This is a genomic window from Chitinophaga sp. CB10 (genome assembly GCA_001870995.2).
Classification (GTDB): Bacteria; Bacteroidota; Bacteroidia; order Chitinophagales; family Chitinophagaceae; genus Chitinophaga.
Genome location: MLAV02000005.1, coordinates 18999 through 37627, shown reverse-complemented (window position 1 = coordinate 37627; position 18629 = coordinate 18999). Strand labels below are relative to the sequence as shown.

The 18629-nt window shown below is 50.7% G+C and carries 9 protein-coding genes; 1 reads left to right on the top strand and 8 read right to left on the bottom strand.

Going from position 1 to position 18629, the window contains the following annotated elements; genetic code table 11:
* Positions 1–20: 20 nt before the first annotated feature.
* A complete protein-coding gene (locus BOC67_RS08905; RefSeq protein ID WP_291909561.1) occupies positions 21–1124 on the top strand; it encodes an alginate lyase family protein in 1104 nt (367 codons plus the stop codon).
* A gap of 170 nt (positions 1125–1294) precedes the next feature.
* Here BOC67_RS08905 and BOC67_RS08900 read toward each other — a convergent pair whose 3' ends face one another.
* The 8 genes from BOC67_RS08900 to BOC67_RS08865 form a co-directional block, all read right to left on the bottom strand.
* Positions 1295–2854, bottom strand: a complete 1560-nt coding sequence (locus BOC67_RS08900; protein WP_291909557.1) for a SusD/RagB family nutrient-binding outer membrane lipoprotein — start codon at positions 2852–2854, stop codon at positions 1295–1297.
* A gap of 34 nt (positions 2855–2888) precedes the next feature.
* Positions 2889–6014, bottom strand: a complete 3126-nt coding sequence (locus BOC67_RS08895) for a SusC/RagA family TonB-linked outer membrane protein (protein WP_291909555.1) — start codon at positions 6012–6014, stop codon at positions 2889–2891.
* 347 nt (positions 6015–6361) lie between these two features.
* Positions 6362–7966, bottom strand: a complete 1605-nt coding sequence (locus BOC67_RS08890; RefSeq protein WP_291909554.1) for a SusD/RagB family nutrient-binding outer membrane lipoprotein — start codon at positions 7964–7966, stop codon at positions 6362–6364.
* A 28-nt stretch (positions 7967–7994) separates the two neighbouring features.
* Positions 7995–11138, bottom strand: a complete 3144-nt coding sequence (locus BOC67_RS08885; RefSeq protein ID WP_291909550.1) for a SusC/RagA family TonB-linked outer membrane protein — start codon at positions 11136–11138, stop codon at positions 7995–7997.
* Positions 11139–11731: 593 nt separating this feature from the next.
* Positions 11732–13303: a SusD/RagB family nutrient-binding outer membrane lipoprotein gene (locus BOC67_RS08880; protein ID WP_291909548.1), complete on the bottom strand. Its 1572-nt coding sequence runs from the start codon at positions 13301–13303 to the stop codon at positions 11732–11734.
* A gap of 10 nt (positions 13304–13313) precedes the next feature.
* Positions 13314–16799 carry a SusC/RagA family TonB-linked outer membrane protein gene (locus tag BOC67_RS08875; protein WP_291909545.1) on the bottom strand — a complete coding sequence of 1162 codons (3486 nt, stop codon included), beginning with the start codon at positions 16797–16799 and terminating at the stop codon, positions 13314–13316.
* An 11-nt stretch (positions 16800–16810) separates the two neighbouring features.
* On the bottom strand, positions 16811–17836 hold the full coding sequence (locus tag BOC67_RS08870; RefSeq protein ID WP_291909541.1) for a FecR family protein: 1026 nt from the start codon (positions 17834–17836) through the stop codon (positions 16811–16813).
* A 72-nt stretch (positions 17837–17908) separates the two neighbouring features.
* Positions 17909–18499: an RNA polymerase sigma factor gene (locus BOC67_RS08865; RefSeq protein ID WP_291909539.1), complete on the bottom strand. Its 591-nt coding sequence runs from the start codon at positions 18497–18499 to the stop codon at positions 17909–17911.
* Between the last annotated feature and the right edge of the window lie 130 nt (positions 18500–18629).

Genomic DNA, 18629 nt, shown 5'->3' with positions numbered 1-18629 from the left:
TGCATTTTATTTTTTTGGGTATGAAGAAAAGTATAATCCTACTGGGCAGTATCCTGCTCGTTACCTGTTTATTAGCGCTGACGGCATATGCCGACGGGACGAGGCCTAAGAAATTCCGGCATCCCGCGATCCTCAATTCCAAAGCGTCGCTGGACCTGATCAGTCAGGAGGTGGACAAAGGCGATCCCGCCAGGGTGGCTGCGTACAAACAGGTGGAAGCATTCATTGAACGCAGTGATTATCCCACTTCCTTTTTCGCGACGGTAGTAGTTGGTTCCAACGGCGCTACCTCTCCGTCCAAATCTCAAATACGCCGCGATGCGGAACTCGTATATGCGTACGCGTTAGCATGGGCCAAAACCGGCAAGCCGGAATATGCGGAAAAAACGATTGGCCTGATCAACGGCTGGTCCTATGCGTTCAAAAATTACGACCTGCTGAATGCCGCCACCAATAAGCGCCAGCCGGGGCTGGAAGCCTGCTGGACGACCCCCGGCTTTGTAGCCGCTGCGGAAATCATGCGGCACTACAAAGTAAATGGCCAAAGCGCCGGCTGGAAGGAAGCGGACATTGCGCAGTTTGGCAACTACCTCCGCACCGTTGTAAGAGAGTATATCAACGTAATGCCTGTCTACAACAACAACTGGAATGCCTCCCAGGGCTACGCCAAAATGGCCATCGGCATCTTCCTGGATAGCACGGCACTTTACCAGGAAGGATACGACATCACGAAAAAATTCATGCCCATCATCATTAAGGAAAACGGGGATATCCCTGAATACTGCGATCGTAAGGACTGTGTTCACTTCCAGTATTCGCTCACCGCTTTCTCCTATGCCGCTCAACTCGCCCAGTTGCAGGGGGATCATTCGCTTTGGGAGTTAGGGAATCGATTAATGGCCAGGGGATATGATTATATGCGTAAGGCATGGGATAACCAGGCGGAATGTGCCTATTGCAGCGCGTCCAGCAAAATTTTTCCGGGTACGGAAGTAGCCGCTAATTACTATAAGACGGCGAACCTGGACTACCTGCGCCAGTTGCAGGCCCCGCTGGGATGGCCGGGGGATTACACCTTCCTGGGATTTACCACCTATACCCATTATAAGGTGCCGTTTAAATAGCAAAAAAGAGGTCGTCTAAAGATTTAGTCGACCCGTTCAATAATTGCTAAATATGTCCTAGTTGTTATGAAAGTATCTTTTGTTGCAAGAGCTTAAAGAAGGGCCGTGAGTAAGATTACAAACGGCCTTTAACATCTTGTATGTGACCTATGTATTAATCGTTAAGTAGCTTATTTATCCCACCAAACGCGGGTGTTGAAGTTATTTGCGCCTTGTGTATTGATAGCGTCATTATAATTCTTCCCGTTCGCACTGGCTTCAACAGCAGGGTAGAGCATCCTTCTCGGAATCTGACCGCCGTTATTATCACCCGGATAAATCACAGGCGTTAATTTAGGATAGTCCGATCTCCTCCAGTTACTGAACACTTCGTACCAATCCAGGAAGCTTGCCGCCCAATACTGCGTATTAATCTGTTCCAGCGCCTTAGCCGGATCAAACGGATGCGCAGTCAGGTAAGCGGTTGCAGCGCCTTCGCTGATCGTAGCGGCAGCATCGTATTGCTTCAGCTGCGTCATGGCTGCCTTCACGCCATTGGCATAGTGGGTAGCGGCATTAGCGCCTACATTCCAGCCGCGTTGCGCAGCTTCCGCCAGCAGCAGCTCGGTCTGCGCATAGGTTACGAGAGAAGTATAACCGTCCAGTTTCGCAAAGATGTCTTTACGCACAGTGGAGTAATTGGCAACGGTATCCTTGAAGCCGGGCGCATGGTGTACGTCATTTGGCGTGTTCGCGCCGTTTTCATCATAACCGTTTGGCAGGCCTATCTGGTTGGCCGGGTTCCTGTCGCCCGTCAGGTTGATTTGCGCATAAACGGCCAGCCGCGGATCATTGTTGTTCTTCAGGAAATCCACAAACGTTTTGCTCAGGTAAATATTTCCTTTACCTACTGCATCCCACTCGCCACCGATGATATTACTGTTCCTGTTGACAGTAGCACGGCCACCGGCGCCATTGTGGCTCACGTTGGCATTGTCGTCAATAGAAGTGAAAGTACCGCCTGCATAACCTTTTTCCACCCAGGTTTTAGCAGTTGCTTCCTCTACTTTGCTCATGCGCATACCCAAACGTACCATCAGGGAGTAAGCCAGTTTTTTCCATTTGGCAAGATCGCCGGCGTAAATGATATCGCCTTTGCCTACTACGTCCTTGGAGGGATCCAGCGCTTTGGCTGCTTCATCCAGCTCCTTCAGCATATCCGCGTAGATATCTTTCTGGGCGTCGTATTTAGGCGTGGTGATGTTTTGCTGGTAACCTTTACCGGCCTCGCTGTAAGGGACCATTCCATACAGGTCGGTCAGGCGGTGATAGATCAATACGCGGGTGATCCGGCTGATGTTATACAGGTTAATGGCGCCCGGTTTGCCTTTGGTTTGCGCAATCACATCCTCAATGTATTTAACCTGGGAAGGATAGGCTACCTGGAAATAGGAGGCCGCAAATCCATCGTTACGGGAGTATTTATCCCCATTGTACCAGCCGGTGGTAGAGGCCAGTTGTTGGGTCATTAAACTCAGGTAAATAATATTAACGCGCCAGGTTTCGAAGCTGAAGTCGTTGTTACCGGTGAATTCCAGCTGCGCCCTTGTCAGGGAGTAAATCGGAATGGTAGTTTCAGCGGAGGCACTGTTAGGATCAGTGTTCAGCGTTTCGAAGTTTTTAGTACAGGACGACAGAAACGTCAGTGCCGGTACTGCCAGTAGTATGGTATATTTTTTCAGTGATTTCATGTTGCTGTTTTTTGAACTTCGTACAAACCCTTAATTAAAATTTCACATTCAGGTTCAGGCCATAAGAGGCGGTTGTTGGAACGCCTGCATATTCGAGACCCTGGCCAACGCCGGAGGTGTAGAAAGACTCTGGATCGATGTTAGGCACATTCTTTTTGATGTAGAAAAGGTTGCGACCAACAAGGGAGAGGCTCAAACCGCCAATTTTGTTGTTGAAGGCGCTGGCAGGGAAGTTATAAGTAAGGCTAAGTGAACGGAATTTGATAAAGTCTGCATCATACACCTGTAAAGCGGAGATGGTAGACAGCCTGTTGTAGTAAGTCTGTGCATCCACCTTGGCAGATACGGCTTTGCCGGTAGCGTCCACGCCGGTTACAGTAATACCGCCTTCGCGGCCGGCGAGGGTTTCTTTATGCAGACCCACGCTGTACGCAGTGGCGTTGGTGCCGGAATACATTACCGCGCCGTCTTTGAAGTCAATCAGGAATGAAAGGCCGAAACGTTTGTAGTTGAACTCGTTGCTCCAGCCGCCGGTGATAGGCGCAACGGCAGTACCGAGGTACTTGAGGTTGCCTGCCTGCGGAAGGCTGTTATCCAGTATCAGGTTGCCTTTATCATCTCTCAGGTAATCAAACCCGGTGATCTGGAAGGCTGGTAAACCTACTGCCTGCTTTACATACGCTCTTTCGGTCCTGGATTCGTCCATCTGTAAATCAGGCTGGCCTTCTGTCAGCTGTACAACGGTGTTCTTGTTGTTGGTGAAGTTGACAGTGGTAGTCCAGGCGAAATTTTTAGTTTTTACCGGTGTAGCGGATACCAACAACTCAATACCTGTATTCTCAATTTTACCCAGGTTCACATATTTTTTGTCGTAACCGGAAGTATAGGAGATGCTGCTGGCAACGATGTCGTTGTTGGTAGCTCTTTTATACCAGGCGAAGTCAACGCTCAGCCTGTTGTGCAGAAACGCCAGCTGCGTACCTACTTCATACTCGGTAGACATCAGTGGTTCCAGCGCTTTGTTTGGAATTTCTGTTGGCATGCTGCCGATAGGCGCGCCGTTAATGGAAGCGCCGGCGAGCGTAGAGTAGTAAAGCTGCGTTTTCTGAGGTTCCGCATCGCCACCCACTTTGGAGTAACCCGCACGGATCTTTGCCAGGCTTAACCAATCAGTTTTGATGGTTTCAGACAACAGGTAAGAAAGGCTGGCGGAAGGATAGTTGTATGAATTTTTACCCTTAGGCAAGGTGCTGGACCAGTCGTTACGGTCAGTCAGGTTCAGGAACAGGAGGTTTTTATATGACAGCTCTACGGACGCATATACGGACTGTATTTCCTTATTAGGGGTAGTCAGCGACGGTACCACGGAGCTACCGGTAGCAGGGCTGTAAACGTTCTTGTAAGCCAGGCCGTCGGCAGTCATACCGATGTTCTTTACATCCTGTTTCATGAAGTTGCCACCTACGTTTGCGCTTACATTGAAGTCGGCGCCGAGCTTTTTGTTAATGCCGGCCATCAGTTCGGCATTCAGCTCATTGAAGGTATTGGTTTGATCCCCCAGGAGTTTACCGTCATGTTTGAAAGCAATACCATAAGGCCAGATGCTCACACCGTTGAAGGTATAGTTATCATTGCTCAGGCGGCCCTGGAAGAATAACCAGTCAGTAGCCTGGTATTTCAGTGTACCCGTTGCCGTAGTCCTGTTCTTGTTGGTCAGGTTCGTAGCTTTGGCAGCGGCGAAGTAAGGGTTGGTATTGTACTGGTTGCCGCTGAACTCCGTTTCAAAGTCAGTCAGCGGGTCCCATCCCGGCGCCAGTGATTTGGCAGGCACGTTGTTCGGGAGGAACATGATTGCGAAGTTACCGTTAGCCGGCGCATCGCTCACGTTGGAACGGTTGGCGCGCTCTTTTGAATAGATCACGTTTACCGTACCGGAGAACTTCTCGTTCAGCTTATAGTTCAAATCCAATGCAACGTTATTACGCTTGTAATAGGAGTGGGGATATACGCCCTGGTTTCTCAGGTCGCCCAGCGACAAGCGGAAGGAAGCCATCTCATTACCGCCGGAAATAGCCACCGTATTGGAGATGGTGCTGCCTGTCCTGTAAAAATCTTTAAAGTGATTTTTAGAGACGTCGGAATAAGGGGAATTGGTACCGTTGAAAAGTGGCGTAGCGGAACCATCCAGTTTAGCGCCCCAGGAAATTAAGCCGGTAGCTTTAGCGCCGCCTGCATCCGTAGGTTTCGCCCCTTGCGTACCCTGGCCATATACATCCTGGAAATCGCGGAAATCATGTATTTTATCGATGGTGAAGTTGCTGTTCACTTCCACACCCAGGCCTTTGCGGGCTTTACCAGATTTGGTAGTGATGAGGATCACGCCGCCCAACCCACGGGAGCCGTACAGTGCAGCGGCAGGGCCGCCTTTGAGTACGGTAATATCTTCGATATCATCCGGGTTAATGCTGGCCATACCATCACCCATGTCGGAACCGCCGTATTTGCCGGGGTTACCCATGTTTGTATTGTTATACGGCACACCGTTTACTACATACAACGGCTGTACGGTACCTGCAACGGACACCGTACCGCGAATGCTCACGCGGCTTGACCCGCCTGCGCCGGTAGAAGGCGGCGTACTGTTCACACCGGCTACCTTACCCACCAGGGCATTAGCCACGTTGATCTCGCGGGCTTGTGTAAATTCGCTGCCTTTCACTTTAGTCATGGCATAACCGATACTCTTCTCTTCTCTCTTAATACCCAACGCAGTTACAACCAGCTCATTCAGTCCGGTAGCGCCTTCTTCCAGCGCCACATTCACCTCGTCGCTGCTGCCCACGGTGATTTCCTGGGAACCGTATCCTACAAAACGGAACACCAGCACATCTCCGGCTTTCGCTGTCAGCCTGAAATGACCATTCCCGTCCGTTTGGGTGCCCTTCGCAGTACCTTTGATCATGACGGTAACTCCAGGTAATACGGAGCCTTTAGCATCTTTTACTATACCATGAATCTCCTTCTGCTGGAAGTTGGCATGCCATGCAGCGGAGTTGGCCACCCTTGCAGCGTCAGCGGCAAAAGCATTGTCGGCGATCGCCGCGCTCAGCGTGAGCCCGGCTACTGCGCATACTTTTACAAGGCGTAGGTTTGTTTTCATACTTGCCTAATTTTGATTTGGTTTGATAAATGTTTATTTAAACCCCCGATGCATAAGTGAACCGTCCTTCATATTTGAGAGTCAGTGAAATCTTACAGGCCAAAGGGATACATCAGGTCTATTTTTTCGTATAGTCGTAATTGTTACAGTTAGTTTTGATTTTGATCGCTATGTAGTAGTCGGGGCTAAATGCATTTGGTACTATCCGGTTATTAAAAAATTGCAAATTTTTTTTGCAAATTTTTTGAAGTGTAATTTCTACACATTTTTAAGGGAGATAAAAAAGCCGGTCCTTGATAAGACCGGCATTGATTTTTTATGCACGCGATTCAAAAAAGAGTTGATCATTATTGTTTCGGATCCCACCACAGGTGCGTCCCGCCTATATCTTTAGGCTCGCTCAGGGCGCCAATGGCCCGCTGCATTGCCGCATTGTTGGTTTGATACTCGTTGCTCGGGAAGATGGCCCTTCTCACAAAATCCGTTGTACTGATTTTCCCGCCGCTATTATTAATTACCACGGGGAAGAGCTTGGGATAACCGGTTCTTCTGAACTCGGACCAGGCTTCCTGCCCTTCAGGGTAATTTGCAATCCATTTCTGTGTGATCACCCGTTCCAGGTTTCTTTCAAAGGAGGCCGCAGCATCCCACTTGATGGTGATGGTACTCAGGTAAGGGGAACCGGTTGTAACGTCGTTACTGCCTGGCGTAATCGCCTTCGGGTCCGCGTAAGCCAACGGCCTGGCAGTGCTGTTATTAATATAGGCGTCCGCTCCATCCAGTTTGTACTGATCAAACGATACCCGGATGCCCTGCTCATAATTCGCCTGGGCGCTGCCGGCATTGGCCCATCCGCGGAGGGCTGCTTCCGCCTTCAGGAACCAGGCTTCCGCTGCGGTCATCAGTTGTATCTTGCTGGGGAAGTCCGCCAGTTTGCTATAGCCCACATAACGCTCCTTCGCATCTATGTTGATACCGTTGCGGATACCTTTATAAGCGCCGGCTACTGTGGCATCGGTGGCGGTGCGGAAGTATTTTGGCAACCGCGGGTCGTTATAACCGCCCATGATCGATTCCATAGGCGCGCCCATACGGATATCATCCCAGCTGGAGTTAATAGTATTCAACGGATGGGTAGTGCTGCCGATATCCACCAGGAAGTTGTCGCTCGGGTCGAGCAGCAAACCCGCCGGGTCGGCCAGCGCCGCCTCGCCTTCCTGCTTCGCCTTCGCGGGGTCTATGCGCACAATACGCAAGGCAAGCCGTAAGCGCAGGGTATTGGCAAAGCGCAGCCATTTCGTATAGTTTCCCCCGTAAACCAGGTCCGCCTTGGCAAACAAGGTGCTGGCGGTTTTGCCGGCAAATGGGGTCAGCTGGGCAATGGCATCTTTCAGGTCCGTGAAAAAGGCATTGTAAGCTTCCTGCTGGCTGTCAAAATCCACCCCGCCTTCAGCATTGGGGGTATTGTACTTGGTGTAAATAACGGGCCCGTATATATCGCTGACCCTGTGCATTGCCTCTACCCGCAGAATTTCCGACATGCCTACCGCATCGGGCAGTTTCTTGTCTTTTGAAAACTGGATGGATTTATAGAGCGGATTCATCACGTTGGCGTAGGCAATGGTGAATGCGGAACTGGTCCAGCCGTCCAGCAGGTTGTAGTTCAGGTTGTTGCTGTTGCCGGCAAAAGGCGTGGCGCTCATCATGTACCCGCTGAATACATCGCCCAGGAGGTTTTGTTGCAGCTGGAAGGATGGCACCGGCTGATAGAGGTAAATGCTGCGCTGCGCCTGCTGCAACTGCGCTGCTACGATGGCATAATCGCCTTCCAGGTCTTTATCGGTAGAACCGTAAGGGTTCTTGTTGATCTCTTCGAAATTCTTTGTACAGCTGCCAAAACTAAGTATCGCCGCAACTGCCAGCCCTGCTATCTTCAATGATTGTGAATTCATAGCTTTTGTTTTTGTGGTTCTGAATCGGTTAGAGGGATACTTTCAGGTTAAGCCCGAAGCTGCGTGTAGCAGGCAGGCCAAATACATCCACACCCTGTAAACCATTATCGGTACTCATGCTCAGCTCAGGATCGTAAGGCGCTTTCTTGCTGAAGAAAAACAGGTTACGTCCTACCAGTCCTACCTTCAGGTCTTTGAGGACCTTGCTGTTCGTAGGAATGGTATATACCACGGAAAACTCTCTGAGGCGTACGTTGGTCGCATCGTACATATAGTATTCAGTGATACCGGCACGGCCGCCCACCGCGCCATAAAACACGGCCGGGTCGATAGGGCCGGCAAACTTGCCGCCACTGGCTTTGGTAGCATCTATGGTTACGCCGCCGGCGTTGCGTGCATCCGCAGTTGCCTGGGATACGCCGTATTCGTCCAGCATGGCCTGGGTGATGCTCATTACTTTACCGCCAAAGCGGCCATCGATCAGGAAGTTGATGTTGAAGTTTTTCCAGGTAATGCTGTTGTTCCATCCGAGTAAGAACTTAGGCGTAGGATTGCCGAGATAGGTGAGCGGGCCATCCGCTGCCTGCGGCTTGCCATTGTCGTCCACGAGGATGCTGCCGTCTGCGGCGCGTTTAAATGCCCGGCCGTAAATATCCCCGAAAGAGCTGCCCTCATGCAGCACCAGCGCATAGTTATTCACATTATCCCCTTTTGGTGTAATGGTGTAATCGCCGTGCAGCTGCGGAGCCAGCTCAATCAGGGTATTTTTGTTACGCGTGAAGTTGAAGGTAGTGGTCCAGCTCAGCGCTTTCTGTTTGATTACCTGGTAACCTAAAGTGGCCTCAATACCCGTGTTACGCACGTCACCTGCATTGATGAAGGCGTTAGGGTAGAGGAAGCCACTCGATATGCGGAAATCGAAGTATTGATCTTTGGTGTGTGAATTGTACCAGGTGAAGTCGAAGTTCAGCCGGTTATCAAAGAAGCGCCATTCTGTACCCAGTTCAACGGAAGTAGTCATTTCAGGCTTCAGTGGCTGGTTCAGGAATGCGCCGGATGTATTGGAAGTCAGGATACCGGAAGTAACGGTATTGGTCGGCAAAGTTGCAAAAGGTGCAATATCGTTACCCACTTTCGCATAAGATGCACGGATTTTACCATAGTTCACCCATTCCGGCATTTTAACCAGGTCGCTCAGGATGGTATTCAGCCCGGCTGAATAATAGAGGTATCCTTTCTTCATATTGGGGGAGTACGCCAGGGTGGAGGACCAGTCGTTACGGCCTGTCAGGTCTAAAAATACCTTCTCCCTGAAATTAATACCCGCAGTGGCAAATACGGATTGCAGCTGCCTTCTGAGGCCTGTAGGCGTTACCCGGGTAGCTGAATTCAGGTTCAGGTTACCGATGTGGAAAACATTCGCAAAGGCCAGGTCGCCGTCTTTTGAATCCAGGAAAGTACGGTCCTGCTTCAGGTCGGTGATGCTGGTACCGGCGGTGAAGTTCAGCCCGAAGTTATCAGAGAGCTTAGGCGTGCCGATCACGAGGAAGTCGCCATAATACTGCGTACTGGTGATGTAATCGTAAGTATAGCGGCCGTTGTTGTCTGCAATGGTAGTTTGTGTACCGGCATTGGCTTTCAGTTCATATTTATCCCATGATTTATTGGCGTTACCCCTGGCCTGTACATTCAGCCACGGCGTTAATTTATAACGGAGGGTAATGGCTGCAATCATGTTATCCTTCCTGTTTTCGGTGACGTTGCGGTTAAGGATCCAGTAAGGGTTCTGCTGGGAGTCCTGGCCGCTTTTCCCTTCTTCATAATTCAGGTTCCACCAGTTTTGCAGGTACATGTTGCGTTTGGCGCTCAGGTACTCAAAGTTATCCGCATATTGCTGGAAGTTGAGTCCTCTCGGGAAGAGGTACAAGCCGGTAAGCGCGTTATAATAAAGCCCGGAGCTGGGACGGTTATGCGCTTTCTGCGTAGTGGCCAGCACGTTCGCGTCGATATTCAGCCGGTCGTTGAGGAAGTTGGCGTTTTCCCGGAAGTTAACCGTATGCTGGTCAAACTTGGTCGTAGGCACTATTCCCTTGTTGGTTGTGTTGGAATAGGAGAAGTAGGTTTGTGCCTTTTCGGTACCGCCGGATAAATTGATGGAGTTGATCCATGTTTGTCCGTTCTGGAAGAAAGATTTTACATGATCCGGGCTGGCGCCTTTACTGCCCCAGCTATAGAGGTTGTCTTTATTCGTTTGCAGATAGGAGAATTGAAGGTCCGGACCGTAAGCGGCTTTGTCGAGCATAAAGTTGGAGGAGAAATTCACTTTCGTTTGTCCTGCCCTTCCTTTTTTAGTGGTGATCATGATCACCCCGTTGGCGGCCTGGCTGCCATACAGTGCAGAGGCAGAGGCGCCCTTCAGTACGTTCACACTTTCAATGTCGTCCGGGTTGATGGTACTGAGGATGTCTCCACCGTCCCTACCGCCGGAGGAAGCTCCGGATGATTGTCCCCACAGGTCGGTAGGTTGCGCACTGGTGAAGTTCGCGATAGGAACTCCGTCTACAACATACAATGGCTGATTTTCGCGTATAGATTTTTGTCCGCGTAATACCACTCTTGCAGAACCCGCAACGCCGGAAGCACTGCGGTTTACCTGCAAGCCGGAAATTTTACCGGATAAACTATTGACCACGTTAGTTTCTTTCACAGTGGTAAGGTCTTCGTTCTTTACCGACTGTGTGGAATAGGTTAATTCTTTGGCTTTACGCTGAATGCCCAGTGCGGTTACCACCAGCTCATTCAGTCCTCTTACATTGTCGTCAAGGGTTACATTAACTGTAGCGCTGTTACCTACGGCTACTTCTTTTGGAGCAAAGCCCACAGAGCTGAACACCAGCACATCTCCACTTTTAGCATCCAGGTGGTAGGACCCATCGCCGGAGGTTTGGGTGCCTCTGCTGGTACCCTTCACCTGTACGGTTACTCCTGGCAGCGCATTCCCTTTACTGTCACGTACAGTTCCGGAAACGGGGTTGTTCTGGAAGGTACTCTTTAATGAAACTGCCGTAGCCGGAAGGTTAGCGGCCTTCGCCTGCATTTGAACTGCTGTTATGGAAGTGAGGACCACACCGGTAGCCACGCACATTCTCATAAGGCGTAGGTTGTTTTTCATACATGCCTTTTTAAGATTAATGAAATGGGTATTGATCTGAGTTCTCCCCGGGAATTACATGCGCTATGTATGAAGTAGGTGTCGGACGGAAATTAAAGTAGTACCATGTGCGAGGGAAATTTTTTTCAGGCGGATCTTTTTCTCGCAAAGGGGCATAAGAAAGCAAAGCGCGCAAAGGGGGGTAAGATGGCAAAGGGCGCAAAGGGCCTGCGGCCTGGGGGACTTTTTTCTCGCAAAGGGGCATAAGAAAGCAAAGCGCGCAAAGGGGGGTAAGGTGGCAAAGGGCGCAAAGGGCCTGCGGCCTGGCGGATTTTTTGCTCGCAAAGAAACATAAGAAAGCAAAGCTCGCAAAGGGATATAAGCAAGCAAAGGGCCTGCGCTCTTGCGAACCTACTGCAAAAACCTCTGCGACTTAAACCACCTTACGCCCCTCTGCGAGAAAAAAACCTCATTGAGAAAAAACCCTCTGCGACTTAAACCACCTTACGCCCCTCTGCGAGAAAAAAACCTCATTGAGAAAAAAACCTCTGCGACTTAAACCACCTTACGCCCCTCTGCGAGAAAAAATCCCCTTTGCGAGAAAAAATCCGCCCCTACCGCAAGTCCCACCACAACGGTGTTCCGCCGGTGTCCGGCCCTTTCAGCGTTTTCTTGGCCCGCTCTACGGCCTGTGGGTTTGTTACATTTTCTATCTGGGGGATAGGTAGCCTGCGTATGAATTTTTCTGTGGAGATGGCGCCGCCGCTGTTGTTAATCACCACGGGAAATAATTTAGGGTATCCCGTCCGCCGGAACTCGCTCCACGCCTCCTGCCCCTCGGGAAACATCGCAATCCATTTCTGCGTGATGATCTTTTCCAGCTTTACTTCGTAAGCGGCATTGTTATCCCATTTGATGGTGGCGGTGGATAAATGTTTATCCCCGGCCGGTACGTTATTCGCCGCATTATGCGGGTCCACATAGGGTTTGGGCTTACTGGTATCGTTGTTAATATAGTCGTTGACGTTATTAATGCCATATTGCTGAAACGAACTGCGTATCCCTCTCTCATAATTTACGCCGGCATCGCCTGCGTTGCTCCAATTATTCAGGGCAGCCTCCGCTTTTAAAAACCAGGCTTCCGCAGCAGTCATAAACTGGATCTTACTCGGCAGCCTCGCCAGGGAGGAAAAGCTGGCGTACTCCTCTTTCGCCCTGATGGCAATGCCGTTGCGGATGCCATGATAGGTGTCAGCGCCGCCTTCCGCATGCACAAAGTAAAACGGCAGGCGTGGGTCCCTGTACCCGGTGAGGATGGATTCCATCGGCGCGCCCATGCGGATATCCGCCCAGTTGTAGCACATGATGTTCAACGGGTGCGTTACCGGCGTGATGTTCACATTGAAATTATCGTCCGGCGTAGTCAGCAATCCTAAAGGATGCGATAAGGCAGCCTCGCCCTCCCGCTTCGCCTTCTGCGGGTCCACCCCATTAATGCGGATGGCCAGCCTTAGCCGCAGCGTGTTCGCAAACTTTACCCATTTGGCATAATCGCCTTTATACACCAGGTCAAAGTTGGAAAACCGCCACGCTGCGTGGTTATTCACAGAGTCCGTCAGTACGCCTATGGCCTCGTCCAAATCCTTGAAAAACGCGTAGTACGCCTCCTGCTGGGAATCGTAATCGATGCTTTTGTCGGCGTTGATCTCGCCGTAATGCGTGTAGATGATCGGGCCGTAGATATCGCTCAGCCGGTGCATGGCTTCCACTTTCATGATCTGCGCCCAGGCGTAAAACTCCTGGTATTTACCCTTTGCTTTTTGCTGGGTGAAGTCGCACGACTTCATCACATTGCTGTACGTAACGATCCAGGGCTTTACATTCCAGTAGTAGAGCAGGCCGTAGTTCAGGTTGTTGATGTTGCCTTCATACGGGTTGGGGGACATCATATATCCCGAAAACACATCCGCATTCAGGTTCTGTTGCAGCTGCGCCGTAGGCGGATCGTTATATATCAGCAAGTTCAGCTGGGCTTGCGACATTGGCTCGCCCATCAGCTGGAAGTCCGCTTTCAGCTCTTCCTCTGTAAAATCATAGGGATTTTTGTTGATCTCCCCAAACCGTTTGGTACAGCTGAGAAGCAGGCATGCAACGCAAAACACGATCAATAATTTACACTTTTTCATAGCTGCATTATTAAAATCCTACTTTTAAATTCAGGCCCATGCTCCTTACCGGCGGCAGGCCAAATACATCTACACCCTGAAGCCCGTTCCCTGTACCCATCGATACCTCGGGGTCAAAAGGCGCATCCAGCTTAAAGAAAAACAGGTTGCGGCCAATCAGCCCTACCCGCGCGTTGCGCAGCCACTTCCACTTCAGCGGTATGCGGTAGCTCAAACTTAACTCCCGCAAACGGATATTCGTAGCATCGTACATATACAGCTCCCCGATGCCGGCGCGGCCGCCGATGGTCGTGTAATACGATTGCGCATCCAGGATGCCGTTAAACGGCCGGCCGTTTTCATACACCGCGTCGAGCTTCACGCCGCCGTTGTCGCGGGCTTTGGCAGTGGTTTCGCTAACGCCATACCAGTCGAGTACCGCCTGCGTTACGCTCATCACCTTGCCGCCAAAGCGGCCATCCACGAGGAAGCTCAGCGCCCAGTTGCCGTAATAAAAACTATTGTTGAAGCCCAGGGAAAAATCAGGATTCGGATTGCCTACCCTTTTCTGCTTCCCGTTGGTCTGCAGCCGGCCCTGGTCGTCCAGCAGGTACTGCCCTTTTTCATTTTTCACCAGCTCCTTGTTGCTGTAGATGTCGCCCCAGGAGCCGCCTTCCTGGATGAAGGAGCCAAACATATTCACCCCGAAGTCCGTGAGTACAAAGCTGTTGCTTTTATCCGCACCGGGGATTTCGTCGTTGCTAAGCTTGATCACCTTGTTGTTGTTGGCGGCAAAGTTGATCGTACTGGTCCAGTTTAATTTCTTATCCCGTACAGGCGATACCGTTACCGTCGCTTCCCAGCCCTTGTTCTGGATATTGCCCATGTTCAGGTAATAGGTGAGGTACCTGGAACCCGGCGGGGCAGGCACTTCCATGTATTGTTTGTAGTTGTTGTTTTTATACCAGGTTACATCCAGTGTGAGGCGGTTTTTAAACAGCCGCGCTTCCAGCCCGGTTTCAAAGCTCTGGTTATCTTCCGGCTCCAGGTACACGCCGGGGTAGGGAGTACGCTGGTTCAGCACTACGCGGGTAACGCCGGCAATGGTCTGCATGGTAAACGGCGCAGGGTTGCTGGCGTAGCTGGCAATATCATTCCCTACTTTGGCAAAGGAAATACGCGCCCGCAGGAACTCCAGCTGCTTAGGCAGCTTCAGCAGATCGCTGAGGATCAGGGAAGCGCCGGCGGAATAATAAAAGTATCCTTTCTTAAGGGTAGGCGTAAAGGCAAAGGTGCTGGACCAGTCGTTGCGGCCTGTCAGGTCCAGGAACAGCACGTTGCGTATGCCCAGCTGCACGTTGCCAAACAAGGCGTGCAGCTGCTTCTGCTCTACGGAATGCTGGGCGTCCATGGCCACGCTCATGATATTGCTGACGGCGAATTTATTCGGATACAGCAGCCCGGGGTCGGAGTTGGGATTGGCCCCGTTATACGTCCGTTCATGCGCTTTGATATCCGTGATGCTGCCGCCCAGGTTACCGGCCAGGTGCAGCCAGTCGTTGACTTTGCCGCTGCCGTTCAGCATTAGGTCCGCATAAAGCTGGGTGTTGAATTCTTTTTCCAGCGTGTACCTGCCGTTGGAGGCGGAGAGTACGACCTGCGTGCCGGCATAGGCTTGCAGCTCGTATTCGTCCATGGATTTATCGTAGCTGCCCCGGCTCTGGATAGACAACCAGTCATTGAATTTATAATTAACCGAGACGGTACCCATACCGCGGTAACGGAAGTCCTTACGGATATTGCGTTTCAGGGCCCACATCGGGTTTTGCTGGTCGTCCTGCCCGATCCACCTTTTATCATACCGGATGTTCCACCAGTTTTGCAGGTAGAGGTTACGCTCCATATCAGGGTACTCGAAATTATTTTTATAGTAGTCGAAATCGAGTCCGCGGGGGAAGGTGTACAACCCTGAAATAGGGCTGTAGTAAAGGCCGGAGGAGTGCCGGTTATTGGTGTTCTGTACCAGGAAGGAGGCGTTGGCATCCACTACCAGGCGGTTGTTAAACAGCTTGAGCGTTTCACGGAAATTGAGTGCGTGCCTCCTGAAAGTATTGGTAGGCAAAATTCCTTTGTTCGTTGTATTGGCGTATGACAGGTAGCTTTGTGCTGTTTCGGTGCCCCCGCTGTAGGAGATGCCGTTGGTCCAGGTATGGCCGGTCTGGTAAAAATGTTTTACATGGTCGGGCGCCTGTATCTTTTTGCCCCAGCTGCCCAGGGAGCCCGGTTGCTGGCTGTTCGTGGAGGATACGCCCGGCGGGTCCGTCTGCGCATAGCGGTATTGCAGGTCCGGCAGGAGGGAAGGGGTTTCCACGGTGAAGTCGGAGCTGAAGTCAAATTTACTTTTCCCCGGCCTTCCTTTTTTGGTGGTGATGAGTATGACCCCGTTGGCGGCCTGGCTGCCGTAGAGGGCTGCGGCGGATGCGCCTTTGAGGATGTTGATGCTTTCTATATCGTCGGGGTTGAGGTTGGAGATGCCGTCCCCGCCATCGCGGCCGCCGGCGCCGATAATGTTGTTGGACTGCCCCCATACGTCCGTAGGCTGGGAAGGCATGAAGTTGGCATAGGGTACGCCGTCCACGATGTACAGCGGTTGATTTTCGCGGGTGGATTTGTTGCCCCGGAGCACCACCCTCACGGAGCCGCCTATCCCGGAAGCATTACGCGTAATTGTTACGCCTGCAGTTTTGCCGGCAAGGGTGTTCATGACGTTGGCATCCTTTACGAGCGAAACGTCGTCGCCATTGAGTTGTTGGGTGGCATAGGGCAGCTCTTTGGATTTCTTTTGTATGCCCATGGCGGTAACTACCAGTTCGCCCAGCGCGCGGATGTTTTCCTGCATCACTACATGGAGGTCGCTGGAAGTGCCCAGCATTACTTCTTTGGTGAAAAATCCCACGGAGCTGAATACCAGCACATCGCCCGGCGCTGCTTTTATGGAAAAAGCCGCTGCCGCGTCTGCCTGCGTGCCCCTGCTCTTGTTCTTGATCTGAATTGTTACTCCTGGAAGTGGCGTGCCTTTGTTATCGCGTATGATACCGGTTACTTCTCTATCTAGTGAAACGTTGTTGTCCAATTCTACAGACGGTGAAGATTGGGAGTCACCGTCTGCGCCAACGATTATTTTGTTTTGTTTACGGGTGAATCTTAATCCCGTTTGGTGTGAAAGCTGTATTAACACCTCTTCGATTGGAATCTTCACACAGTTAAGTGTTACTTTCTTCCGGAGGTTTAAGTCTGATTTATCATAATGAAAGTTTAATCCTGTTTTGGTTGATAGTTCCGAAATAACATCCTCCAGGTTTTTATCTTTTGCCTGGATACTGACAGTAATGGGTATCGTAGGTTCCTGAACATGCCTGACGGCGTTGGCCACGGAGGTCAGGCTACCTGCAAGCAGCAGCGTCAGTATCAGGCCAAAGGAGAAAAACCATTTCAGTGGGCATGGCTTTACCCTCATATTGGCTTGTTTTAGTTTTCGAGATAAACGGTATCGCTTTTAATGGTGTATTTAATAGATTTAATGGTGCAAATCACGTCCAGTACTTCAGAAAGGCTTTCGTTTTTGGTAAAGGACCCTTTATAATTCCACTCGGTTTTGTTGCTGTTGTTAATAACGGTAACGCCAAAACGATTTTGAAGCGCGTTGGCAATATCGTTGAAGTTAGCCCCGTCAAAGATCAGGTAGCCTTTCCTCCATCCGATGATATTGTCCGGGTTAGAGAAGGTGGTTTTGATCATGTGGAGCGATACGCGGTTGTACCGCAGCTGTTCGCTGGGCATCAGGATGGCGCCTTTGCTGGCCGAGCCTGTTTTTTCTACTTTTACTTTCCCGCTGATGAGCGCTACGGTGATATCATTCTCGCTGGCGTAAGCCCGGATGTTGAAGGAGGTGCCCAGCGCCACGGTGGAGAGGTCCCCGCTGTACACGGTAAAGCTCCTTGCCGGATCATGCGCGGCCTCAAACATCGCTTCCCCCTCTTCCAGGAATACCTGGCGGGCATTGCTGCCGAAACGCTCCGGGTAGCGCACTTTGGTGCCGCCGTTCATGGCAATGGTGCTGCCGTCTTCCAGGGTAATGGTTTCCTTCAGGCCATTGGGCGTACTTACTTCCACAAAGCCGTTATTTACGGTACGTGTAACGGTTTTGGTGTTGGCTATAATAAGGGGGGGAGATGCAGGCGCCGTTGCGGGACGGTCGTTCCTGAAGAGGAATACCCCCGCGGCCAGTGCCGCCGCAGCGGCGACGCCAATATACCACGGGCGGAGGCTGCGTACCTTCGTGGCCGGTACAGGGCGCTCTGCCTGCGGTGCTATTTGCTCGTTTATGAGTTGTTTAACTTCGTCTAACTGTAGATTCAGCGCATCATCATTCATGATCACTGACTGATGACGGTTGATATTGTCGAACCATTGTTCAATGATATCCGCTTCCTCCGGTGAGCAGGTTCCCTGGTTGTATCGTTCCAGTAATATTTTAATCTGTTCTATGTCCACCTGATAGCGTTTTTGATATTGTAATGTCGTAATAACGTGGAATTGGTACTATTTCCGGCTAAAAAAATAATATCAGGCCATGATTCCCAGGAGGATGGAAACAATCAGCAGGATCATATCCGGTTGGGCATAGTTGGCTCTTAATATTTTTAAAGCTTTGGTTATCTGGTTTTTAACCGTTTGCTGGGAGAGGTTGAGGTGCGAAGCGATCTGTTCTACGCTCAGGTTCTCAAACCGGCTCAGCATAAATATTTCCTTCATTTTTTCCGGCAGGTGGTTGATGGCCTCAAACATTTCCTGCGTGCGGGCCTTGGTATCCACCTGGTCCGAAATGGAATGCGGCTGCTCGTCAAAATGTTCGATCAATTGCTGCAGGTACTTCCGGTAGGTGGTATTTTTCCGGTAAATGTCAATGATCTTATGGCGCGCTGCCTGGTACAGGTAGGATTTGAGGGACTCCTTCAGCACAAGGGACTGTCGTTTCTCCCAAAGGGAAACAAAAAGATCCTGCAACACATCCTTGCTGATTTCTGCAGCGTCCAGCTTACTGTAGATAAATAAATACAGGGCTTTGCTGTAACGCTCGTAAATGGCATTGAAGGCAGCAACGTTATCGCTTTTTAGCAGCGATACTAATTCGTGATCTTGATAACTGCTGTACATCGAATTACAGGAGAAGAAATGCGTTTTGGTTGACTAAATGTTAACTTATATGAAAGTAATATATTTTGGGAGATTTCCCTATTATTTTTAGGGAATAAAGTATCATATACGTGGTAATATAAAGGGAAAT

Bases quoted from the DNA above. Each gene is read 5' to 3' on its own strand.
- BOC67_RS08905 (WP_291909561.1), top strand. From the start codon at position 21: ATGAAGAAAAGTATAATCCTACTGGGCAGTATCCTGCTCGTTACCTGT.
- BOC67_RS08900 (WP_291909557.1), bottom strand. From the start codon at position 2,854: ATGAAATCACTGAAAAAATATACCATACTACTGGCAGTACCGGCACTG.
- BOC67_RS08895 (WP_291909555.1), bottom strand. From the start codon at position 6,014: ATGAAAACAAACCTACGCCTTGTAAAAGTATGCGCAGTAGCCGGGCTC.
- BOC67_RS08890 (WP_291909554.1), bottom strand. From the start codon at position 7,966: ATGAATTCACAATCATTGAAGATAGCAGGGCTGGCAGTTGCGGCGATA.
- BOC67_RS08885 (WP_291909550.1), bottom strand. From the start codon at position 11,138: ATGAAAAACAACCTACGCCTTATGAGAATGTGCGTGGCTACCGGTGTG.
- BOC67_RS08880 (WP_291909548.1), bottom strand. From the start codon at position 13,303: ATGAAAAAGTGTAAATTATTGATCGTGTTTTGCGTTGCATGCCTGCTT.
- BOC67_RS08875 (WP_291909545.1), bottom strand. From the start codon at position 16,799: ATGAGGGTAAAGCCATGCCCACTGAAATGGTTTTTCTCCTTTGGCCTG.
- BOC67_RS08865 (WP_291909539.1), bottom strand. From the start codon at position 18,499: ATGTACAGCAGTTATCAAGATCACGAATTAGTATCGCTGCTAAAAAGC.